This window comes from Micromonospora sp. NPDC049374 (genome assembly GCF_040677165.1).
Classification (GTDB): Bacteria; Actinomycetota; Actinomycetes; order Mycobacteriales; family Micromonosporaceae; genus Micromonospora.
On sequence record NZ_JBFAQH010000003.1, the window covers coordinates 489166 to 512166 of the forward strand.

A 23001-nucleotide genomic window follows, 5' to 3' on the forward strand; every position below is an offset into this window, starting at 1 on the left:
ATCGAAAAGGCCCATCGACGGCCGATGGCAGTGGAGAGATCGATTGGCGGCCTAGTAGACGGGCGTATTGACACACCTGTGAAACTGCGCGCCTGGCCGTCGCCGTCCCGTTGGGACGGATCAGCCCCTCCCGAGAAGCGCCAACCGTCCTGGAAGGCGCAGCCGTCCATAAGGATCTTGAGCCCGCATATTAGATAATTACGGATGCTGCACGGACAGCCTGAAAGGCCACCTCAACAGCCCGCGAGCTGGCCGGAGCTGTGTAGGCGACACTGCGACAGAACCACCGGCCATTTCCATCGGAATGAAGGGCCTGGGCAGGTACCAGTGGCGCGTCCGGGTAGGGCGAAGCTCCCAGTAGGGTGCTTCGTTGCTGACTTACTGCCAGCATCCCGCTGTCCGCGCAGCCTGACCCGCCCCTCAACGCCGTCATGCGCCGGGCCGCACGGCTGGCCTACGCGAGCCTCGACGGCACGCTGGGCCCGAATCACCGGGTCGCCGCCAATGGCCCTACCACTCGGGCAAGCACAGACGCCACGGCGTAAACGTGCAGGTCCTCTTCGATGCTGCCGGGCGGCTGCCGGGCAGAAGTTCGTGAACCGCCACCACGCCAGAATCCGAGCACTCGACGAACACGCCGTGGCCACCCTCAAGACCTGGAAACTCCTTGCCAAGCTCCGCTGCTGCCCGCCAAGCCACCCCGATCATCCAGGCCATCCTCGTGCTCCAAGCCGCCGAGAACGCCCGCTACCCGCGATAAAAATGGTCAGTGATCTTTCCGGTGTTACTCGCGGCGAACCGATCGGTTGCTACCGCGGCAAGGTCATCCGGCCTGCTGGCGCTCATCCCGGGTCTGGTCCAGCCGGCACGGGTGCCTTACCTAGCTGCTGCACGTCCGGCGGATGCCGGGTCCAGCCGATGAAGCGGCGGTGCAGCGCGCCGGCCGGTGCCCAGGGCATGTCCTCGGCGGCCTGCACGAGATAGGCACCGAGGTAGAGGGCCAGCGACACCGGGGCGTCGGCGTACTCCGCGCGCAGTTCCCGCCGCCGCGTGGGGCACGGCCAGGGCAGGTTGCAGCCGCCGCAGCTCCAGATCGGCAGGACCGGCCCGTGGGTGGTCACCGCACACCGCCCAGGAACCGGGCGACGCTCGCGCGGGCCTGCCGGCTGGTCGCCCAGTCCACCTGCCAGCAGGGGTACGGGGTCAGCCGCGCCCACCACGCCCGACAACCGACGCACATGCCGTCGAGTCCTCGGACGTGCACCGCGAGGATCGTCTGCTCCGGCCCGCCGGTCACTGCTCGTTCTCCTGCGGCCAGTGGCCCCGGTTGATCGGGATCCGGTGCCGAGCCCGACACGGCAGGTCGGCTCCGCACCGGCAGACCCGCCGCCACAGTTGCCACGACCACACGGGCCGATGCCGCCGCGCGAAGGTCAACGCGGTGGCCGACAGGTACTCGTCGTACGAGACGCGCCGCACGCACCCTCCCTCGTCGCTCACGAGGGCAGCCTCTTCGCCCCCTGATTGAGGGGGACGCGGCGACCGGGCGTGACTCGCACCGCCCGCCGCATCCCGTGAGCGAGAAGCTACGGTCGGTTGCGCGGCGGAACGGGTAAGGTTCCTACCTCTGGATCACGAAACGAGTCCGACTCGGACCGCGAGGTCACGGGCGTCATCTCGGGTGGCACGCGGTCCGTCGAGCAGGTCCAAGGTGATCTGGCGGGCGTACCCGTTGTAGCGGATCGTCTCCGGAGCCGACTCGTACGCCTGCCGCAGCGTCGCCACTGTCGCTTCCGTGTCGTCCTTGCCGTAGTGCGCCCGCGCGACCTCGATCAGATGGCGTGCCCGACGCGGCCTCGACGGGATCGCCGCCGCATCGTGGCGGCGAGCCTGCCGCACCGCCTCGCCGGACTTCTGCAACTCCACCGCCACGGTCACCGCGTGAGCGCCCATGATGACCCGGGAAAACGACGTCTGCGGCTGGTAGAAGCCCTCCGGCAGACGCTGCGCCACCCGATCCGCACGATCCCAGTACCGCCAGGCCCGCCCTTCCTCACCGGCACGAGCGGCCGTGTACGCGGCCTCGAAGTTCAGCGCACCCCACAACGCCAGCAGATTCGTGCTCCCGTCGACCGCCGCCGACTCCAGCGCCGACAACACGTCCAGCGTCACCACCATCGCGGTGTCCCAATCCCCGGCGTCCCGATGCACCTGACACAGAAACCACCCCGCACAAGCGACCGCCTCCGGATCACCGGACTCCTGCGCCGCCACCATCGCCCGATCCGCCACCCGCCACAACAACTCGGCCGCCGGCTGGTACGCGATGAACATCTGCGCCAACCCGAGCGTCTCCGCCAACAACGCCTGCGCCTGCCGCCGCTCGTCACCCTCGTACACCAACACGGCACGCTGCGCATCCCGCAGCAACCCTGGCAACAACCCGCCCAACACAGTCCGGTGATCCGACGCCTGATGACGCGCCCGCCACGCCACCGCAAGCCGCTCCCTCAGACCGGACAACGACTCCGCCGGGACCTCACCGGCGAACGCCACACGGTTCACCGCATCCCGCACCGACGCCAACGCCGGATGCTCCGGCCCAATGACCACCGCAGACCGGTCACCCAACTCCACAGCCAAGGCAGACACGTCGACCTTCAGCGCACGCGCGATCCGATCCAACATGTGCAGGCGCGGCGGCAAGATCCGGTCGGTCTCCACCGCCTTCACCCACTCGGCGCTACGACCCACCAACCCACCAAGCACCGCCCGAGTCTTCCCCGACCGCTCCCGATAGACCTTCAACCGCTGCCCGAACGTCAACTCCGGCAAGGAACCCACCCGGAACCTCCTCGCGTAGCGCCGGACGCACCACCGACCCAACGGGCCGCAATCACGCCCAACGCTACCGACACGAAGGTCGCCCTTAAAACCCCTAACACGCGGACGACGAGCTGCGGCTCGCCCACTCACTGCTGCTGCAGTACCCGGGGTTCACTGAGAAGGCCGGCAACGCCGCGGATGTTGTAGGTGCTCATGAAGTCGTAGACGTCCAGCGCCTCGCCGAACTCGTCCTCGATCTTCGCAAGGACCTCGACCGCCACAATCGAGTCGCCGCCGAGGTCCAGAAAGTCGTCGTGCACGCCGATCCACTTCAGGTTCATGGTGCCGGCCCAGATCGACAGGAGACGCTCTTCGACGCCGTCGACAGGGCCTTCGAACAGGGTGCACGTGCCGGCGATGACGGCGGACCGGACGTATTCGGTGTCGAGCGTGTCGCCGGCGAGCGGCATGGCGTCGACGAGTAGCACACCGTCCAATCCACAGCCTGCACCGAGCCGGTCCCACACGTAGCCTCGAAGCTCCGGCCCGCTCACGTACTGGGAAAACTCGACCACGCCGATCGTGGCTTCCCGATCATCGTGGCGGATCGTCGTCGCCCGGGCATCACGCACGGCCGGATGCCCCAGCAGGGTGGATGCGAGCTCTGCCAAGCCAACCATGAACCGCTCCTTCAGTAACGGCGGCAATCCGAGCCGTCGGCACGGAATGACAACAGTCGCCAATGTGCCACGGAAGCCCGAGTGGTCGCAGAGAAGAATCGGCAGAATTTCCGGAAGTGGTTGACTGCGGCTGCTTCTTACCGCCCACCCTTGCCCGCGCCGCTCGATCGAACCACAATTCTCCCCGAGGGTGACGAGCCTGCGACCGTTCGCTATTCGACGCCACATTTTCGCCGGCCCAGGAGGTAATGGACGATGAACGAGATCAGCTACGCACAGTCGTCGCTCGTCGAAGAGGACATGCCAAGCACCACTACGGAGCGGGCAATCGCCGACGTGTGGGCCGAGGTACTGAATCTCGACGAGGTTGGACGGCACGACAACTTCTTCGACCTCGGCGGTCATTCGGTGCTCGCGACGCAGGCCGTGGCCAGGTTGTGCGTCGCGCTGGACCGGCAGCTGCCGGAGCGAGCACTGTTCGACTGGCCGACCGTCGCGACCCTGGCCTCGGCCCTGCCCGGTTATCCCGTCGCCGAACAGGTTGCACCCATCAAGCGCCGGTGAGTTGACGGGTCCGGCGGGATCCGGGCCGAAGGAGCGCCGCTACCGCACTGAGCGCGTACCGCAGGTGCGCGCCGGCGCCCCGGTCGCGCGGTCGGATCACCGTCGCCGTTCACGTCGAGTGCGGCAACCTTGGTGCGGCCGGTCCGGGTGACGACGGCGGTGTGCCCGCGGGTCGGACAAACCGATCAAGCCGGAACCACACGACATGCCGGATCCTCACGACATCGAGCAACCAAACTATCGTTCAGAATTCACCGGGGTTTGGCTCGCGCACGCCAGCAGTAAGACGATCTGGAACCCGTCAAAACCGCCTACCGACGAATTGAGGTTACTCGGGCTATCCCTGCTCGGCGGCCCGCGCGAGTCCGCCCGGTTGCCACCCGAACGACTTCCGGAACAAACGTGATTGATGATCGTCGTTCCGTGATACCGTATGCTGGCCGACATGGTGCGAGTCGAGTTCCGGGTTCTCGGAACATTGGAAGCCGTGGTCGATGGTTCCCCCGTGCCGATAACCTCCCCGCGGCAACGCATAGTGCTGGCCAATTTGCTGATGGCCGCCAACCATGTCGTGACCGTGGAAAAGCTGATCGGCGCAGTTTGGGACGATTCCCCGCCGCCCAGCGCGCGTGGTCAGATCCAGATCTGCATCTCCGCGTTGCGCCGGGCTCTCGGCAGTCCGGAGATCATCGACACCAACCCCCTCGGGTACTCCATCCGGGTGACCCGCCAGCAGCTGGACTACCTCCTGTTCGACGACGCCCTCGCCCGGGGTCGGTCCGCCGCAGCCAAAGGTCAGCTGGACGAGGCGTTGACGCACCTGGACCGCGCGATCGACATCTGGTCCGGACCGGCGCTGGGCGGGGTGCCCGGCCGGGCCGCGGAAGTCGTCTCCCACCGTCTGGAGGAGCGGCGGATCATGGCGCTGGAGGACCGCGCCGAGATCCGTCTGGGCCTGGGCGGTCATCGGGAGCTGGTCGAGGAGCTGGTCGCGTTGACCACGGAGTACCCCCTGCGGGAACGCCTGTGGGGGTTCCGGATGCTCGCTCTGTATCGGTCCGGACGGCAGGCTGAAGCGCTGGCGACGTACCGGACGGCCCGCACCAACCTCGTGGGTGAACTGGGCATCGAGCCGAGCCAGTATCTGCGCAAACTGGAACGCGCGATCCTCAGCCAGGACAGCAGCATCAGCGGTGAGTCGGACGACAGCAGAACCGAGACCGCCACCAGCGTGCACCGTCCGCAGGAGTTGCCCGCCGATCTGCCGGACTTCGTCGGCCACGCCGCGCTGATCGACACCCTGACCGCCACGCTGACAAGTGAGGACACCAGACAGGTACCGATCGCGGTGATCACCGGCGCGCCGGGCTGCGGCAAGACCTCGCTGGCTCTGCACGTCGCGCACCTGTTGCGCGCCAAGTTCGTCAACGGCAGCCTCTACGCCTGCCTGTACGGGAGCACCGCAGCGCCACGCTCGACCGACGCCGTACTCAGCGACCTCCTGCACGGACTCGGCGTTGCCCCGGCGGCGATCCCGGTCGCGCCCGGGCAGCGGATCAACCTGTTACGGAGCCAGTTGGCGACGCGACGGGTGTTGATCGTGCTGGACGACGTCGGCAACGAGGACCAGATCGCCGATCTGCTCCCCGGCGTGCCAGGCCCGGCGGTGCTGATCACCAGCCGTCGCCGGCTCGCCGGCATCCCGGGCGCTCGGGCCGTCGATGTCGACATGATGTCGGCCGACGAGAGCCTTACCCTGCTCGGCCAGATCTGCGGGGAGCAGCGGGTCGCCGCGGCGCCCGAGGCCGCGGCGGAGCTGACCGAGATGTGCGGCGGCCTGCCCCTGGCCGTGCGTATCGCCGGGGTCCGACTGGCGGCGCACCCGCACTGGGCGGTCGGCACCCTGCTGGACCGCCTGCGCGACGAGCGGTCTCGGCTGGACGAACTTTCCCACGGTGAGGTCGCGGTCCGCTCGCTGCTCGCTGACGTGTACGAATCCCTCACCGTACCGACGCAGACTCTGTTCTGGCTGCTCAGTGCGCTGGAGATACACGAGTTCAGCGCCTGGACCGCGGCGGCTCTGCTGGACTGCGATTCGAAGCAGGCGACGGCACTCCTCGACGAGCTCGTGGACGTCCGGCTGCTGGAGGCCCATCTCTCCGCGCTCACCAAGCAACCCCGCTACCGATTTCACGAACTGGTGCGGGTGTTTGCGAGCGAGCACCGGCTGACGCAGGACGACAGGGAGGCGTGCATCGCGGCGGTCACCCGGTCGCTCGGCGCCCTGCTCGCCTTCGCCGAGGAGGCTCATCATCGAATCTACGGGGGGCGGTTCGCGGTTCTGCACGGCACGGCACCTCGATGGGCCGGCGCACCTGCCGAGTTCGACCGCTTCCTCGGCGATGCGACAGCCTGGTTCGACGAGGAGCGCATCACGCTTGAGGTGGCGATCCGCCAGGCGGCAGAGTTGGGGCTGGACGAGCTTTGCTGGGAACTGGCCACCGTGTCGGTAGCCATGTATGAGAGGCGGGGCCTGTTCGTCGAGTGGCGCACGACGCACACCATCGCGCTGGAGGCCACCAGCAGGGCCGGCAATCGCCGGGGCGAGGCCGCCGTGTTGGCCTCGCTCGGCTCGCTGGGCGTCGCCCAACACGCCGAGGACGACGGCCAGAACCTGCTGCACGCGATGAGCTTGTTCGATGCGGTCGGCGACCAGGCCGGGTCGGCATTGACGCTGCGCAACCTTGCGCACCTGGACCGGATCCAGGGCCGGCCCGACCGGGCGGTGCTGCGTTACGAGCAGGCGCTGGCGAGGTTCCGGGCAGTGGGCGACCTGGGCGCACAGGCCCATGTACTGAGTGGACTCGCTCGTAGCCACCTGGATCTCGGCTCGCCGGAACGGGCCGAGATCCTGGCGAAGGAGTCGCTCGCGCTGGGTGAACAACTCGGTAACCGGCGTCTCCAGGCCCAGGCGTTGTACCGGCTCGGGGAGGTGTTTGCCGACTCAGGGCAGTCGCTGGCCGCGAAGGCCGTCTTTCAATCGGCACTGGACCTGGCTCGGACCCAGGACGACCGCATCGGCCAGTCCTACGCCCTCAACGGCCTCGGCGGGGCCATGTTGGAGCAGAACGAGTTCACCGCGGCTGAGATCCATTTCAGCGAGGCGGTTGAGATCTGCCGGATCACGCAGGAGCGGAATGTTCATGCACACGCCCTGTTCGGCCTCGGCCGGGTGTACCTGGGCCGGGGCGAGTTCGATACCGCGGAACACTTCTTCGTGCAGGCCGCGAACGCCTTCGCGATGCAGGAGAACAACCCGTGGCACTCGCGTTCCATCGACGAGTTGGGCGCGCTGCGCCGCGCCGCCGGCCGGCTGACGGCGCAGAGCAACAAGGACGGGCCGGCCGGCGAGGTGAAGACCTGACCGGGGTCAGCCCCGCTGGCCGGCCAGCCGCCAACGTTCGAGCTTCCCGGCGGCCGAGCGCGGCACCTGATCGACGAACGTCACCCGCGTCGGCACCTTGTAGTTGACCAGACCGGCCCGGCAGTGCGCCATGAGCTCACCGGTACTGACCGAGGCTCCCGGCTTGCAGACGATGTAGGCTCCGACCGTCGAGCCGAGCACCTCATCCTCGGCCGCCACCACCACGGCGTCCAGCACCGCGGGGTGTTCCAGCAACTGAGCTTCGACCTCGTTGGGGTAGACCTTCTCACCACCCACGTTGATCACATCGTGGCGTCGGGGGGCGAGGAACAGGTAGCCGTCCTCGTCGAGCCATCCGAAGTCGCCGACGCTTGCGAAACCGTCGGCCGTCGTTTCCAGCACCTGGCTGCCCAGGTACGCGTCGCCTCTGGAGACCCGACCGGCGCGCATGAACACCTTGCCGGTCTGTCCCGGGCCCAGCCGGTTCCCGGCGTCGTCCCTGATGCTGATCTTCGTGAAGAACCCCCGGCCCACCGTTCCGGGCCGCTGCTGCCACTCGTCCCCACGCACCAGGGTGCCGCCGATGTTCTCGGTCGAGCTGTACACCTCGTACAGATGTTGTGGCCCGACCAACTCGATCCACCGCTTCTTGGTGAAGGAGTCGCACGAGGCGGCCGTGTGCATCACCGTACGCACGCTGCTGAAGGACGCCGGGTCTGGCTGGAGAAGCAGCAGGATGGTGCGCATGTGTGCCGGGGTGAGCTGGATCCATTCCACCGCGTAGCGCTCGACCAGTTCCACCGTCCAGGCCGGCAGGAAGTACGGCGGCAGAATTGTGGTGTTGCCGTCGAGGAGCCCGTCCAGCAGCGTGGTGAACGGGGCCGCATGGTGCAGCGGGCCGAGGATCAGTTGCCGCTGACCGGATCGCCAGCCGGCGCGACGGCGCAGCGGCAACGGCACCTGGTGCGAATCGTAGACGAGTGGTCCGGGCCGAATCGCGATCTTCGGCCGGCCGGAGCTGCCGCCGGTGGGCAGCAGGTAGGCGATCCGGCTGGCCGTCGACGTCGGAGACCCCGCCGGCCGGCCCGCGTCGACCGCAAAGTCGGTGTCGATGAGCTGAGCCCGGCCGTACGTCTGACCGATGAAGTTGAGGAGCTTCTCCCGCTCGGGTGCGGGCGAGGCCGGGTTCAGCGGCAGCAGGGGCAGCTCCGCGGAGAGCACGGCCACGATGTCGACCACCGACTGGATCGTGTTGTTCGCCTCGATCGCGACCACGCCGGGACCGGTCCCCCGGGCGGCGGCGTCCAGGAGTGCGTCCGCCCGCCGGCCGCTCCGCTCGGCCAACTCCCGCCACGTCAGTACCTGCTCGACGGAGTTCTCGTCGAAGCCGATGACCGCAGGCCGATCGGCTGACAACTCCGCGATATCGGTGATCCGCTGACGGATCGATACGCTCATTCGGGCCTCCCACAATCGAGTGCGTCGTCATCCACCCGGCGGTCGGCGACCTGCCACGGGCCGGCCGAGTGGACGAAACGCAGACCCACACGGCAGACCTGGCCGGCGCACACATGATGGACGCAGGTCGATGATGGCCCGCCCGGGCTGGCGCACGCAGAGAACAACCGGCAGAACAACGCACACGACCCGACCGCGAGTCGCTGCCGGTCCTTCTCTACTGCGTGGCGCGGACCCCTCAATAACCTGGCGCACATGGTCTCACCAGGGCACATCGACAGTGCCGCGCCGAGCACCCGGACGACGCGGACCCACCAGGCAACCGGAACCCGCGCCGCCCGGCGCCGGGGTCGATCGGTGAGCCTGGTCCCGCGGCCATCGGTGACCGTGCGGTTCAGCGGAACGCGATCGGCCGAGGGGCCGCTCAACATCGGCCAGTACAACATTCTGCAGTGGCTGCGTCGTGAGTCGGAGCAGTTCTTCGCGGCCGTCGCGGGGGAGCTCGACGTGCCGGCCGCAACTGCGGTCGATGACGTCGCCCAGGCACTCGCAGTCCTGGTCGAGCGGCACGAGGGACTACGTACGACCTACGTCGACGGCACCGAACCGCAGCAGTTCGTGCACGCCACCGGTGAGCTTGTCGTAGAGGTTTACGCGATCGAGGCCGCCGACCCACAACTCGTCGACCGGGCCAGCCTGGCCAGGGACCTCACCCGGCGGTTGCGTGCCGCAGGCGCGTACCGCATCGGCGAACTGCCGGTCCGGGTCGCCCTCGCGGTGTCACCGGGTGACGCGTCCACCAGCTCCGCAGGAGTGGTTCAGGCCGCGGTGATCGGCTGCTCGCATCTCGCGGTCGACTATCAGGCAATGGAGATCATCAAGCGTGAGTTCGCGGACCTGATCCGCGATCGCGATGCGCGGCCGGCCGGCGGACCACCGATCCAGCCGTTGGACCTGGCCGCCCTGGAACGCACGCCCAAGGCCCTGCGGCACGAGGAAACGGTTCTGAGCTACTGGAAAGACCGCTTCTCCCGCATGCCGCAGTGCCTGTATCCGGTCCCGCGGGTGGCCGCCGGCAACGGGTCGGTCGCCGTCGAGATGACCTCCACCGCAGCCGGGATGGCGTTGCGAGCGGTAACGGCGCGCACCAGGACGAGTCGGGCCAGCGTCGTGCTGGCCGCGATCGGCGCGGTGCTCTCGCACCGGACCGGCGTCCGGGAACTCGTGCTCCCCACCCTGTCCGCCAATCGCTTCGAGCCGCACCTTCGGCAGCACGTCGGCAGCCTCGCGCAGCTCGCGTCGATCACGCTCACGATCAGTGACACCACCTTCGACCGGCTGGTCCGGCAGGCGTGGGCCGCTGTGGTCGACGCGAGCCGGCACGGCCGTTACGACGTGGACCGGCAGAGTGCCATCGCACGCCGGATCGAACACGAGCGCGGCATCGCATTCGATTGCGAACCGCTGTTCAACAACCTTGTCATCGAGTCCGGTCGGGCGACCGGCCGGGCCACCGCACCGGTACCCACGCCGGACGAACTGGTCGCCGCGCGACGCACGACGCAGCTGCGGCGGCAGCCGATGCCGGCCGGGACCACGCTGATCCGCTTCGACCTGTACGGGACCGACGGACAGTTGCGTCTCGGCTGTTGGAGCAGCGACACCGGCCGCATCCCCGACGACGAGGTCGAATCGCTGCTCCTGGCGGTCGAGAACCTGTTGATCGCGGCCGGCTCCGCTGACCTCGGTGCCCGAGGGATCCGCGACTCGATCCCGCTCAGCCCGGTACAGCGGGGCCCCGGCTGGCTGCTCGTGGACGGCTGCTGGATCGAGGTGGCCGAAGTGCAACGGCTGCTCGACGACAGCCTGCCGTCGACCGGTGCCAGAGTCTTCGCAACCGTGGACGGCCTCCCGTTGGTCGCTCATCTGGCGCGGACCGAGGCCATCGGCACACCCGAACAGGCCCACGCCGCTTGCCTGGCAGCGGTGAAGGCGTATCCGACGGCGATGGCGCCGCGGCGTTACGTCATCTGCGAACGCGTCCCGGACAGCCCCGACGACCCGGCCGCATGGACCGACGTGTGCGGCGAGGGATCCGGCCGAATGGTCGGAACCGTCGACAACGGGCCCTGCTGATTCCACCCGACCACCATTTGCAACGAAGGGAGCCGACGGTGACCACGAGCAACATCACGCCCGCGCGCCTCACGCCCGCGGTACCAGCCGAGGAGTCGGCACTGCCCGCGGTGCTGACCGCGCCCCCCGGTGGCGTACCGGCCGAGAGTCACCTCGCCGGGATCCGGGACTCGGTGCGTCGGCAGCTGCGCACCCACGGCGCGGTCCTGCTGCGCGGCTTCGACATCGGCAACGTCAGTGGGTTCGAACGAGTCGTCCGGGCGGTGTCCGGCGCGCCGCTGTCCTACGCCGAGCGGTCGTCACCGCGGAGCACCATCGAGGGCCAGGTCTACACCTCGACGGACTACCCACCGACCGAGGAGATCTTCCTGCACAACGAGAACTCGTACCAGGCGACCTGGCCGTTGACGTTGTTCTTCTACTGCATCACCCCGCCCGAAACGCAGGGTGCCACGCCGCTCGCCGACACCCGCCGGATCCTACGGTCGATCGATCCGGCCGTGCTTGAGGAGTTCACCCGGCGCGGCTGGACCGTGGTACGCAACTTCACCGAGGGCTTCGGGGTGCCGTGGCAGCAGGCGTTCAACACCACCGACCGGGCCGAGGTCGAGCGCTACTGCGCACGTAGCGGTGTGGAGGCCCAGTGGGTCGGGCGCAACGGCCTACGTACGACGGCCCGCCGACAGGCGGTGCACCAGCATCCGGTGACCGGCCAAACCGTCTGGTTCAACCACCTCACGTTCTTCCACGTGACCACGCTGCCCGAGGAGGACTGCGAGGGGCTGCGGGAGATGTTCGACGAGGCGGACCTGCCCACCAACACGTACTACGGCGATGGCGGGCCGATCCCCGACGAGGTCGTGGCGCACCTGCGCGACTGTTACCGAGCCGCCCAGCGCCGATTCGACTGGGAGCGTGACGACGTGCTGGTCGTCGACAACATGCTTGCGGCTCACGGCCGTGAGCCGTTCACCGGGCCACGCAAGATCGCCGTGGCGATGGCCGAACCATTTCCGGCTTCGTGAGGACGGGTGGCACATAACCGACGGGGGACACCTTCGCGGCGACCCTCCGTCGGCCTGCCCGGGAGAGACTGATCAGCCCCACGGCGTGTCGCCGGCGAAAGCGACCACCGAAGTCGGCGGTGTGACGATCAGGCGCGGACCGGAAACCATTGAAACTCGCAACTCAGTACCCCTTGTCTGCTTCGGCTCTTGTGCCGGCTGCCGCCGACAGGAACGAAGCTATGGCCGGCCGTTTTCGGCTCCCCATCACGACGCTTTTCTCGCCGGCCGCTGCCGACCCGATCGGCGATAGCGGTATGGAGGCGCCCGGGACGACGGTTGAGCAAGAATTGCCTACTCTCCGTCAACGAAGGCGACCCTCCTCATGGCCTCATGGTTGGACCAGCGGACCGATCCGCATGCCGGCACCGCCCCCCTGATCTGCATACCCAGCGCCGGTAACGGCGACTTCCAGTTCGATCGGTGGCCCGACACCGTCGGCCCGTGGTGCGTTGTCCGCCCACCGGCCGTGGGCGGCCTGGGCGGCGAAGCAGCGGGGACGCGCGCCGCGGCCCCGCTATCGTCGGGGCTGCCGGAGCGGGCTGCGGAGCTCGTGACGGACCTCAGACGCCGGGGGGTCGAGAAGTTCGCGTTGTTCGGCCACGACAGTGCCGCGCTGCTCGGCTATCAGGTCGCGGTCGAGCTGGACCGGCGCGGCGCGCCGGCACCGCTGCGCCTGTTCGTGTCGGGTTGTCCCGCTCCCCGGTACCTCAACCGTGCGGACGAGGCGCACGACGAACCGACCGACGACGAACTGACCGAGCGCGTGCTGGCGACCACAGTCGCCATGGGCGGCAACCCGCTGCCATCGATCGTCGCAACCGGCGTACGTGCACTCCGGGCCGAACTGGCCGCGTTGCGGGCCTATCGAATGCCCCAGCCGGGGCCGCTGCGCTGCCCGCTGACCGCGATCCGGTGGCGGGACCAGGGCATCGAGACGGAGGTGGTGGCCGGCTGGTCGGCGTACGGGGAGACCGATCTGGTGCAGTTGCCCGGATCCGGGTTGAGCTATGCGACCGACCCGGCCGAGCTGTTGCGGGTCATCGGCGACCGGATGCCGGCCGGTGACATCCGTCGGCCGGCCGAGAGGTGACGGCGGCCGGCCCGAGGCCACGAATCGCCTCACCCGCGCGTTCTCCGCTGACCTACGCCCGACCAGGGGAACGACCAGCCGCACCCGAGTGACCAGAGTCGTCCGCGGCTGCACACCGATGTGCAGCCGCGGACGACGGACTCAGATCAACCCGGCCGCCACCCCGCAGGCCACGGCGTGGGCTCGGTTGCGAACCTGCAACCGAGCCATCATGTCGTAGATGACGTTCTTCACCGTGTGGTTGGAACACAGCAGTGACCGGGCGATCATCGCGTTGTCCTGACCCTCGGCCATCAACGCGAGCACCCTCGTCTGCCGGGGCGTCAGCGGTGACCGGCCGGCCGCCCGGGACGTTCCGGTCTGCTCCGGCGTACCGGCGCCGCCGAGTACCCCGACCAGCACCTCGTGCGGCAACCGGACCTCCCCGTCCCGGGCGGCCTGCACCGCGGCGGCCAGTCGGCTCGGTGTGACGTCGGCGAACCGGAGCATCACCAGAGTCCCCGAACGTAGTACACGTACCACGTCCGTCGGTGAGAAGCGGTCCGCGATCAGCAGTGTCCGCTGCGCCGTGGAGCGTGGCCGCGGCGGGCACGCCGTGAGTGCCTCCTGCACCGTGTCGACAGCCGTGACGATGACGGTGTCCGGTGATCCGTAAGGGTCGGGCACCGGTGTGACGCCGGCCTGCCGCAGCGCGGCCAGCACCTCGGCCCGGATGGTCGCGTTCGGGGCCACCACATGTGCAGTCAATGCCATCATGATCTTCTCCTGTTCGCCGTTCACAACATCCCGGCCCGCAGGGCGAAGGCCACCGCGTGGGCTCGGTTGCGCAGCCGGAACCGCCGCGTGATGTCGTGCACGACACTCGTCACGGTGCGGGTCGAGTAGCACAGCTCCTTCGCGATCTCACCGGTCTCCCGGCCCTCGGCGATCAGCCGCAGCACCGCGCGCTCGCGGTCGCTGATGTTCGACGCCAGGGTGCCGGCGGGAACGGCCGGCGCGGCGAGCAACCGGTCGAGCATGTCCGGCGAGACCGTGCAGTCCCCCTCACCGGCGGCCAGCACGGTGCGGGTGAGCCGCTCCGCGGTCGCCTCCCGGCGCCGGAGCAGGCCGCGCGCACCGGCCGCGATGGCCCGCAGCGCGTCAGCCGGCTCCACCTCGGGCACTACGAGCACCACCTCGGGCCGGTCCGCCCCGGTGCGGACGGCCCGCACCGAATCCAGCGCGTCCTGGCCCAGATGGTCGACCACCAGGACCGTGACCGCCGCCTTCTCTCGCGTCGTCACCACGGCGATGTCCGGGCACCCGAGCATCGCGCTCGTCACGCCCGCCTCCAGCACGGGGTCGGTCGCCATGACGTTGACCCACATCGGTTCGCCCATCACGCCTCCTTCGTCGTCACGCCGGGGGCGTGGCGTGGCGTCGGAATGTCCTGGTCGGATGTTTCCGCGACGAGCTAACTGGTCGCTGTCGACTCGCTGTCGACCCGCTGTCGGCCGCCGGCGCAGGCCGATAGCGCAGTATCGACTCGCCATCGTCGCGCAGCGCCGGTCGTCCAGTCCGGTACGGCGACGGGCCGGCTGCGACGGCGGCCGACCCGGTGGCGGCCGGGTCCGCACCCCGTCGCCCCGACAGCCAGCCTGGCCGCCGGGCGACTCGCCGCCCGCCACCGGATCGACCACCGCAGGGCGGAAAGAAGCAACGACAGTCGGCGTCTTCCCGTATCTCTGCCGATTCTTCTCTGCAGTCGTTCCGTGTTTCCGTGGCACATTGACAACCGTTGTGGATCCGTGCCGAGAACGTCGATTGCCGCCGTTACGGAAGGAGCGGTCGAGGGATGCCCGGCAGTCCAACGTAGGCCTCCTACCTGGACGGACACGCACCGAAAAAGCAAGGGTCGATACCGAAAAATCGCCGAATCGGCAGGACGTGGGTGAACAAGTGATCAGTTCTGACGTCAGTGACATCGCCGCGGATCTTGCTGCGAACGCCACTTTTCTGGAGATCGCCGAGAATCTGGGGCTTTCGCCGCTTCTCGATCGTGGAACGCCGTTCACGCTGGCCGAGGCAACGACCGCGACCGGCGTGCCCGAAGCTCGCGCTCTGCTCTTCCTGCGCGCCATGACCGCCGCCGGGCTACTGGAGCGCGACGCCGAGACCGGGCCGTTCACGCCCTGTGCTCAGCTCGCGGACCGGCGGCACGAGGCGGGTTACCTCTCCTGGTCGCTCAATGCGAACCGTCCGTACATCGATCACGCAGAGCGGTTCCTGCGTGAGCCGGACGCGGCCGGTCGGCAACACCAGCGCGACGGCCGGCGGGTGGCGGTCTCGTCCCGCTGGATCGGCTCGCGCGGCTTCTATCCCGGCGTGTTGTCCGAGATCATCAACCGCAAGCCCGGGCGCATCGTCGATCTCGGTGCCGGCGCGGGCGCGCTGCTGATCCGGCTGCTGACCGAGCTGCCCACCAGCACCGGCGTGGCCCTGGACCTCAGCTCGGGGGCCTGTGAGGAGGCCGAACGCGCCGGCCGCCGCGCCCAGGTGGACGACCGGCTCACGGTGGTCAACCGGTCCGTCGAGACGCTCGTCGACGACCCCGGTCCACTCGACGGCGCGGACATCATCCATGCCGGCTTCGTCATGCACGACGTCGCTCAGCATCCCGAGGTCTTCGCGGGTGTGCTGCGGGCCTGCCGCGAGCGCCTCGGCGACGGTGGCTGCCTGGTGGTCACCGACGCGGTGCCGTACGTGGACACGCCGGGCGAGCGGGCCTTCAGCGCCCTGTTCAGCTATCTGCACGAGAGCTCGATGGGCGTCCGGCTGCCGACCGAGGACCGGTGGTGCGAACTCTTCCGGCAGGCCGACTTCTCCGCGGTGACCAGCACCCCGCTGGGGATGCCGGGCAGCCGCCTCTTCGTGGCCACGCGATGAGCCGGAACGGCGCAGCAGCGGCCCTGGCGGAGCCCGACGCCGAGCGCATGGCCACGGCCCTGTACGAGGCGCGGAGGAAACGCGTCCCGATCGCTCCGTTCACCGACGCCTGCCCCACGCTCGACGCGGCGGGCGGATACGCCGTCCAGCGCCGGCTGACCGAACTGTTGATCGCCGACGGCGAGCGTGTGATCGGCTACAAGGCCGGGCTCACCTCCGCCTCGATGCAGGAGATGTTCGGGGTCCACGCCCCGGACTACGGCCCGGTGTTCGCCTCGACCGTCCGCACGGACGGTGCCTGCTTCGCTCGTGACGAGTTCATCTCGCCGAAGGTGGAAGCCGAGATCGTCTTTCGTCTGGCGAGCCCGTTGACCGGTCCCGGCGTCACCGTGGAGCAGGCCCACGCGGCGATCGGAGAGGTCGTCGCCGGTCTCGAGATCGTCGACTCCCGGATCAGGGATTGGCGCATCCGGCTGGGCGACACGATCGCCGACCTCGCCTCGAACGGCGCGGCCGTGCTGGGACGCTTGATCCCGGCCAGCGCGGAGCTGGACTACCGGCTCGTGCGGATGGCCTTCCGCCGCAACGGGGAGCTGGTCGCGTCCGGTCGGGGCGCCGACGCCCTGGGCAATCCGGTGGCGGTGGTGGCGCTGCTGGCGAATCTGCTGGGCGAGAGCGGCATCACGCTGGAGGCCGGGCAGTTGATCATGACCGGCGCCCTGCACGCCGCGGTCCCGTTGAGCCCCGGTGACACCTACACCGCCGAATTCGATCATCTGGGCTCGGTCACTCTGCAAGTAGCGAACACGTAGTCCCGACGCGGGTAGGAAGGCGATCCCCTCGATGAATGCAAGACGACGACTGTCAGTTGGGGTGCTCGGCGCCGGGCTCATCGGCGTCGACCTGGCGGTGAAAGTCGAGCGGTCCGCTGCTCTGGACCTCCGCCTCGTCGCTGGCCGGACGGCCGACAGCCCGGGCCTCAAGCGGGCCGCTCGGCTGGGGCTGCCGGTCGCGAGCCGGGGCCTGTCGTCCCTGGCCGACCTCGACGAACCGCTCGACGTGGTCTTCGACGCCACAAACGCCGGATCGCACGCCGAACACGCCGAGGCGCTGGCACCGCTCGGCACGCTGCTGATCGACCTGACGCCCAGCCGGATCGGGCGCATGGTCGTCCCCACCGTCAACGGCGCGGAGGCCGCCGCGCACCGCGACCTCAACATGGTGAGCTGCGGCGGGCAGGCCTCGGTGCCGATCGTGCGGGCGATCTCACGAGCCCACCGGATCGACTACGTGGAGGTGGTCGCCACCGCCGCGACGCTCAGCGTCGGCCGCGGAACCAGGCTGAACCTCGACGAGTACGTGGAGACCACGCAGGACGCGCTCCGCGAGTTCACCGGCGTCGAGGACGTGAAGGCCATCCTCAACGTCAGCCCGGCTCGTCCTCCGGCGACCTTCAGGGTGGCCATGTCCCTGATCGGCGAGGGGTTGACACACGATTCGGTGCACCCACTCGTGGCGTCCGCCGCCGCCGACGTCCGTGCCTTCGCCACCGGCTATGCCGTGACGAGCTGCATCGTGAACGACAGCAAGGCGTTCGTCGCCGTGGAGGTGACCTCCGCAGGCGACCAGATACCCGCCTACGCGGGCAACCTCGACATCATCAACTCGGCTGCGATCCGGGTCGCCGAGCGTTGTGCGGTGGAACGTCGATCGATCGAGGCCATGGAGGTGGCGTCATGAGCCAGCAAGCCACGGAAAGTTCACCGAGACAGCCGATCCTGATCCATGACCCGACGTTGCGCGACGGACACCACGCCGTCCGCCACCAGCTCGGGCGGGAGCAACTTCGGGCGTACGCTGCCGCCGCCGACGCCGCCGGGGTACCCGTCGTCGAGGTGGGGCACGGCAACGGCCTGGGTGCCTCGTCCCTGCAGGCCGGCCGAGCCCTCCTCAGCGACGAGGCGATGCTGTCGGTGGTCCGGGAGGCGTTGACCACCACGAAGCTCGGCGTCTTCATGCTGCCCGGCTGGGGCACGACCGAGAGCATCCGGCTGGCCGTCTCGTACGACGTCGACCTCGTCCGGATCGGCACCCACTGCACCGAGAGCGACCTGGCCGAGCGACACCTCGGGCTGCTGCGCGACGCGGGCGTCGACGCACACGGCGTGCTGCTGATGAGCCACATGGCGAGTCCCGAGCGCCTGGCCGAGGAGTGTGCGCGGCTCGTCGAGTTCGGTGCGACCGGCGTCGGCATCCTCGACTCCTCCGGCTACTACCTGCCGAACGATGTGAGCACACGGATCGCGGCCATCCGGTCCGCCGTCAGCGTGCCGGTGATGTTCCACGGGCACAACAATCTCGGCATGGCGGTGGCGAACTCGATCGCCGCCGCCGAGGCGGGCGCCACCATCCTGGATGCCTGCGCCCGGGGGTTCGGCGCGGGCGCAGGCAACACGCAGCTGGAAGTTCTCGTGCCCGTGCTCGAACGGCTGGGCTACGACACCGGCATCGACCTCTATCGACTGCTGGATGCGGCGGACATCGCCGGGCGGGAGCTGATGCCCGCACCACCCACAATCGATTCGATCGGCGTGGTGAGTGGTCTCGCCGGGGTGTTCTCCGGATTCAAGAACCGGGTGTTGGACGTCGCCACCCGCGAGGGTGTCGATCCGCGCGACGTCTTCTTCGAACTCGGCCGCCTGCAGGCGGTGGCCGGGCAGGAGGACCTCATCGAGGACGTGGCGCTCGCGTTGCGTGCCGGGTCCACGGGCCAGCTTGAACGGACGGCGAGCCATGTTTGACCAACTCAAGACCATCCTGGTCGAGGACCTCCAGATGCCGACCGAGGAGGTCGTCGCCACGGCCGATCGCGCCGAGGTGGGCCTCGACTCCCTCGCCGTGGTCGAGCTGTCGGCCCTGCTCAGCACGCGACTGGACATCGAGGTCTCCGACTACGAACTGCTGGAACTCGCGACGGTCGGCGACATCGCCGATCTGGTCGCGGAGCGCTGTCGTGCGTGAGGCCACGGGGCCGACCGCGGGAGCGCCCCGTGGCGTCACGCGGCCGCTGTCGCGCAACGAGTCATCGCACAGCCCGTTGCCGGACATCACCGCCACGGTCGCGGCGAACAGCCGGGACGTCCACCGCTATCCCGACCCGGCGTGTTCCGACCTGACCCTGGCGCTCGCCCACCGGCACGGTGTCGAGCCGGGGCAGGTGGCGGTGGGCGCCGGGTCCTGTGCGCTGCTCCAGGCGGTGTTCCTGCTCGCCGGGCCGGGTGCGACGGCCGTCTACGCCTGGCGGTCCTTCGAGTACTACCCGATCCTCGCCGGCCACCTGGGGATCCACTCGGAGCGGGTGCCGCTGACCGACGACGTGCACGACCTCACCGCCATGGCCGATCGCATCACCGCCACGACCCGGCTGGTCGTCATCTGCAACCCCAACAACCCCACCGGTACGCTGCTCGGCCCGGACCGGCTGCGCGCGTTCCTCGACCGCGTCCCGCCGACCTGCCTGGTGGCCCTCGACGAGGCGTACTTCGAGTACGTCGACGAGCCGGTGGGGACCGGCGGCCTCGCCCTGTGCGACACGTACCCCAACCTGGTGGTCCTGCGCACGTTCTCGAAGGCGTACGGCCTGGCGGGGCTCCGGGTCGGCTACCTCATCGGCGCTGCGCGCATCGTCGCGTCGCTGCGCGAGATGACGCTGCCCTACGCGGTGAGCGGGCCGGCCCAGCACGCGGCAGTCGCCGCCCTCAACCTTGAGGATGTGCTCCTGACCCGGGTCCGGGAGACGATCGCCGAGCGTACCCGGGTGCGGGCTGCCCTGTTGGCCGACGGCTTCGCGGTTCCGGCCAGCCAGGCCAACTTCCTGTGGCTCGGGCTCGGCGAGAACGCCGGCCCGTTCGGCCGTTGGTGTGCCCGGGCCGGCATCGAGCTGCGGGTCTTCGACGGTGAGGGCGTCCGGGTGTCGATCGGTTCGCCCGCGGACAACGACGCGTTCCTCGCGGCGGGACACCAGTGGCGCGTCCGCAACGCACCGGAACTACTCACGACTGGAGCGCTGAGATGATGCCCGAGAACACAGCCCTTCACCGGAAGGTGATCGTCGCGCCAGGAATGTGCAGCGGTGGCTCCCTGATCTTCGGGCGGATCGGTGACTGGACGTGGGAATCGGTGGCCGAGGCCTGCCGCACCAACGTGCACGCCGCCCGCACCGCCGAGGGCCAACCGACCTACCTCTCGTTCTACTACTACCGGGTGCGGGGCGGGAAGGTCGTTCATCCGCACGGCCTGGCCTTCGGCGACGAACTCGAGGTGACGTCGAGGGTCTTCCAGTTCGGCGGCGGCTCGGTTCTCACGTTGCATCGGCTCGCGCCCGCCGGCTCCGGCCTCGGCACCGCGTTCCTCGATCCGGCGGAGGTCTACGAGACGCCGGACCCGGAGTGCATGTACGCGGAAACGCTCAACCGGTGGATCGCGCGTGGCAGTCCGGACAGCAACCGGGTCCTCTCCGAAACCGTCCCCCACGACTTCGACAACGCCGAGCTGCCGCGACTTCCCAACCAGTTCTCGCCACGTACGCTCGTCGGCCGCGCCCGCGGTGCGGGCAGCTTCCTCACCCCGGCGCCGCCGGGATTCGCCGTCGCCGGGGACGAGCTGTCCTTCGAGTACGCACTGGACGCCGTACGGGACATCAACGGCGCCGGGCTGGTCTACTTCGCCTCGTACTTCTCGATCTTCGACACGGCGCTGTTGCGTCTGTGGCGCGGGCTCGGCCGCACCGAGCGGCAGTTCCTCCAGCGGCGGGTGATCGATCAGAAGGTGGGCTTCTTCGGCAACGCCGACCTGGGCTCGCTCTTCACCGTCACCGCGCGGAGGTGGCAGAACGTCGCCGACCCGCTCTCCGAGATCGCCGACCTGGAACTCCGCGACTCCGCCACCGGTCGGCTGCTGGCCGTCGCGGCGATCGAGACGGAGACCCCGCCCACGCCGGCCTGAGGACCGCGTCGACGCGACAGGCTGCGAGCCCGGCCTGCACCCCACCGGCCACCTGATGGGCGCGGTTGCGAACCTGCAACCGCGCCCATCATTTCGTGGCTGACGCGCGTCACCGGGTGGGCACAACAGTCCTTCAACCCCAGGGCCGCGACAGTTCGTCACCGGGTGCGCGTGTACACCGCCCTGACCGGGCGACCGTCGCGTTACCCCCGGGCTGTCGGCCGTCGACGAGAGGCCGTCCTCCGTCGGCGAACACTGCGGTCAGCACCTCGGGCGGCAACCGGGATCCCCTCGTCCCGGGCGCACAACGCGGCGAGCGCCAGGTCGAGTGGCCCACCCAGGTCGAACACATCCATGGTCCCGGCAGTCGGCTACCGGGACCGTGACCGCGGCGCTGTCCCCGCGTCCTCAGCACGGTGATGTCCGGGCCGACGTCGGCCCGGACATCACACTCGCTGCGCATATCGGGTGGACCGTCCCACGAGGGGGCGCTGCTGCCCGCCCGGCCCCGGCGCCGGCACCGGGCCCGGGCGGGCTACCGAGCAGCTGCCGTCGCGGGCTCGGGCTGCGGGCTGGTCAGCGCCACGGGATTGAAATGCCGCAACGCCACCACGAGGTTGACCGCCGCAAGTGTGGACAGGGCCGCGAGGACGAGCAGGGTCGTGGTCACGCCGAAGCGGCCGATCGCCATCCCGCCGGCGAGGAAGCCCAGCGGGCCGGCGATGTTGCTGATGGTCATGACCGCCTGGATCACCTTCGCTCGGATGTCGACCGCGAACCGGGTGGCCAGGATGCTGAAGAACGGGGCGTTGGACAACGGAAGTGCCGCACCGGACACCGCGAGCGCGGCGACCAGGACTGGCACCGGCACGTCGAACAGCAACACCCACCAGGGCAGGACGAGCTGGAAGGCGGCCAGCCCGAAGACCATCGTCGGGGACAACCGGCTGCCGATCAGATAGCTGACCGCCGCCCCGGCGATCGCGCCGGCACCGAAGCCGGAGAGCAGCAGCCCACCGACCCTGGCGTCGCCGGCGAAGCGGGCGAACGCCAGCAGCGGCAGCGCGAGCATCAGGACCCGCATGAGGAAGCCGAAGCTGATGGTCGTGACCATCACCCGTCGCAGGAAGTCGTCCCGGAGCAGTGCGCGTACCCCGGCCAGGACTCCTGCGTGGTCCGGAGTCTGCCGCTCCTGCGGTGCCGGCGTCGCCGGCTCCGTTCGCCGCGTGCGCGGCACGAACCACCACAGCAACAGGCCCGACACCGCCGAGGTCACGGCGTCGAACAACAGCACCTTGTCCGCGCCGAGCGTCGCGATCAGCACGCCCGCTATGGCCGGGCCGGCCAACGCGGCGATGTTGAAGCACCCTTCCAGCACGCTGTTCGCCCGCATCAGCGCCTTCGGGTCCGGACCGGCGAGTTCGGTGGCCAGGTCGCGTTGCGCGGCGAAGTAGGGCACTCCGAGCACGCCGATCACCGCGACGATCGTCAGGAGCACGGGAAAGCTGAGCAGGCCCACTGCGGCCAGCGCAGGTATCGACCCGATGGCCGCGAACTGCGCGAAGTCGATGACCACCATGGTTCGGCGTGCGCCGTACCGTTGGATGACCTCGCCGCCCACGAAGCCGAGCAGCGCCATGGGGAGCACCGACACGGCGAAGACCAGACCCGCCCGCGGTGCCGAGCCGGTGCTCTCCAGCACCAGCCACGGCAGCGCGAGCGTCGTCATCTGGGTCCCGACGGCGGACCCGGCGCCGGCGGCATACACCGCCGCGAGGGCCCGTCTGGTGGTGCCCGGTGCGGGAGACGGCGCGGTCGACATACCGT

General features: G+C 69.3%; 20 protein-coding genes and 1 pseudogene. 13 read left to right on the forward strand and 8 right to left on the reverse strand.

Annotation, left to right across the window (positions count from 1 at the left end; all coding sequences use genetic code 11):
* Positions 1-419 precede the first annotated feature (419 nt).
* Positions 420-760, forward strand: a pseudogene (locus AB0J93_RS08120) (IS5/IS1182 family transposase); the annotation flags it as partial.
* A gap of 82 nt (positions 761-842) precedes the next feature.
* Here the strand turns inward: AB0J93_RS08120 and AB0J93_RS08125 are convergent.
* The 4 genes from AB0J93_RS08125 to AB0J93_RS08140 form a co-directional block, all read right to left on the reverse strand.
* Complete coding sequence (locus AB0J93_RS08125; protein WP_363919349.1) at positions 843-1121, reverse strand: hypothetical protein; 279 nt, start codon at positions 1119-1121, stop codon at positions 843-845.
* Positions 1118-1483, reverse strand: a complete 366-nt coding sequence (locus AB0J93_RS08130; RefSeq protein WP_363919351.1) for a hypothetical protein — start codon at positions 1481-1483, stop codon at positions 1118-1120. The genes AB0J93_RS08125 and AB0J93_RS08130 overlap by 4 nt, the downstream gene beginning before the upstream one ends.
* 149 nt (positions 1484-1632) lie before the next feature.
* A complete protein-coding gene (locus tag AB0J93_RS08135; protein ID WP_363919353.1) occupies positions 1633-2844 on the reverse strand; it encodes a helix-turn-helix transcriptional regulator in 1212 nt (403 codons plus the stop codon).
* Positions 2845-2972: 128 nt separating this feature from the next.
* Positions 2973-3506: a phosphopantetheine-binding protein gene (locus AB0J93_RS08140; RefSeq protein ID WP_363919355.1), complete on the reverse strand. Its 534-nt coding sequence runs from the start codon at positions 3504-3506 to the stop codon at positions 2973-2975.
* A 255-nt stretch (positions 3507-3761) separates the two neighbouring features.
* Here AB0J93_RS08140 and AB0J93_RS08145 point away from each other — a divergent pair, with 255 nt between their 5' ends.
* Positions 3762-4070: a phosphopantetheine-binding protein gene (locus tag AB0J93_RS08145; protein ID WP_363919357.1), complete on the forward strand. Its 309-nt coding sequence runs from the start codon at positions 3762-3764 to the stop codon at positions 4068-4070.
* Between the two features lie 445 nt (positions 4071-4515).
* A complete protein-coding gene (locus AB0J93_RS08150; RefSeq protein ID WP_363919359.1) occupies positions 4516-7494 on the forward strand; it encodes a BTAD domain-containing putative transcriptional regulator in 2979 nt (992 codons plus the stop codon).
* A 6-nt stretch (positions 7495-7500) separates the two neighbouring features.
* Here the strand turns inward: AB0J93_RS08150 and AB0J93_RS08155 are convergent, their stop codons facing one another.
* Positions 7501-8952: an AMP-binding protein gene (locus AB0J93_RS08155; protein WP_363919361.1), complete on the reverse strand. Its 1452-nt coding sequence runs from the start codon at positions 8950-8952 to the stop codon at positions 7501-7503.
* 357 nt (positions 8953-9309) lie between these two features.
* On the opposite strand from AB0J93_RS08155, the gene AB0J93_RS08160 reads away from it, so the two are divergent.
* The 3 genes from AB0J93_RS08160 to AB0J93_RS08170 all read left to right on the forward strand — a co-directional run bounded on the left by AB0J93_RS08160 (position 9310) and on the right by AB0J93_RS08170 (position 13245).
* Entirely contained in the window at positions 9310-11088 is a 1779-nt protein-coding gene (locus AB0J93_RS08160) for a condensation domain-containing protein (RefSeq protein ID WP_363919363.1), read from the forward strand.
* A gap of 101 nt (positions 11089-11189) precedes the next feature.
* Positions 11190-12113, forward strand: a complete 924-nt coding sequence (locus AB0J93_RS08165; protein WP_363919497.1) for a TauD/TfdA family dioxygenase — start codon at positions 11190-11192, stop codon at positions 12111-12113.
* A gap of 364 nt (positions 12114-12477) precedes the next feature.
* A complete protein-coding gene (locus AB0J93_RS08170) occupies positions 12478-13245 on the forward strand; it encodes a thioesterase domain-containing protein (RefSeq protein ID WP_363919365.1) in 768 nt (255 codons plus the stop codon).
* Positions 13246-13386: 141 nt separating this feature from the next.
* On the opposite strand, the gene AB0J93_RS08175 is transcribed toward AB0J93_RS08170, so the two are convergent.
* Together AB0J93_RS08175 and AB0J93_RS08180 are read right to left on the reverse strand one after the other, a co-directional pair.
* Positions 13387-14001, reverse strand: a complete 615-nt coding sequence (locus tag AB0J93_RS08175) for a LuxR C-terminal-related transcriptional regulator (protein WP_363919367.1) — start codon at positions 13999-14001, stop codon at positions 13387-13389.
* A gap of 20 nt (positions 14002-14021) precedes the next feature.
* Positions 14022-14624: a LuxR C-terminal-related transcriptional regulator gene (locus AB0J93_RS08180; RefSeq protein ID WP_363919369.1), complete on the reverse strand. Its 603-nt coding sequence runs from the start codon at positions 14622-14624 to the stop codon at positions 14022-14024.
* Between the two features lie 559 nt (positions 14625-15183).
* Between AB0J93_RS08180 and AB0J93_RS08185 the strand changes: the two genes are divergently transcribed.
* Genes AB0J93_RS08185 through AB0J93_RS08215 form a run of 7 tightly spaced genes read left to right on the forward strand, consistent with a single transcriptional unit; the run spans position 15184 to position 21174 of the window.
* Entirely contained in the window at positions 15184-16170 is a 987-nt protein-coding gene (locus tag AB0J93_RS08185) for a class I SAM-dependent methyltransferase (protein ID WP_363919371.1), read from the forward strand.
* Positions 16167-16982, forward strand: a complete 816-nt coding sequence (locus AB0J93_RS08190) for a fumarylacetoacetate hydrolase family protein (protein ID WP_363919373.1) — start codon at positions 16167-16169, stop codon at positions 16980-16982. Before AB0J93_RS08185 ends, AB0J93_RS08190 begins: the two co-directional genes overlap by 4 nt.
* Positions 16983-17013: 31 nt before the next feature.
* Positions 17014-17910, forward strand: coding sequence for an acetaldehyde dehydrogenase (acetylating) (locus tag AB0J93_RS08195; RefSeq protein WP_363919375.1), 897 nt, complete (start codon positions 17014-17016; stop codon positions 17908-17910).
* Positions 17907-18971, forward strand: a complete 1065-nt coding sequence (gene dmpG, locus AB0J93_RS08200; RefSeq protein ID WP_363919377.1) for a 4-hydroxy-2-oxovalerate aldolase — start codon at positions 17907-17909, stop codon at positions 18969-18971. Before AB0J93_RS08195 ends, dmpG begins: the two co-directional genes overlap by 4 nt.
* Positions 18964-19191, forward strand: coding sequence for an acyl carrier protein (locus AB0J93_RS08205; RefSeq protein ID WP_363919379.1), 228 nt, complete (start codon positions 18964-18966; stop codon positions 19189-19191). Before dmpG ends, AB0J93_RS08205 begins: the two co-directional genes overlap by 8 nt.
* Positions 19184-20245: a histidinol-phosphate transaminase gene (locus tag AB0J93_RS08210; RefSeq protein ID WP_363919381.1), complete on the forward strand. Its 1062-nt coding sequence runs from the start codon at positions 19184-19186 to the stop codon at positions 20243-20245. Before AB0J93_RS08205 ends, AB0J93_RS08210 begins: the two co-directional genes overlap by 8 nt.
* Positions 20242-21174 (forward strand): LnmK family bifunctional acyltransferase/decarboxylase, encoded by a 933-nt coding sequence (locus AB0J93_RS08215; RefSeq protein WP_363919383.1) that lies wholly within the window; start codon positions 20242-20244, stop codon positions 21172-21174. The genes AB0J93_RS08210 and AB0J93_RS08215 overlap by 4 nt, the downstream gene beginning before the upstream one ends.
* A 535-nt stretch (positions 21175-21709) precedes the next feature.
* Here AB0J93_RS08215 and AB0J93_RS08220 read toward each other — a convergent pair.
* A complete protein-coding gene (locus AB0J93_RS08220) occupies positions 21710-22996 on the reverse strand; it encodes an MFS transporter (protein ID WP_363919385.1) in 1287 nt (428 codons plus the stop codon).
* Between the last annotated feature and the right edge of the window lie 5 nt (positions 22997-23001).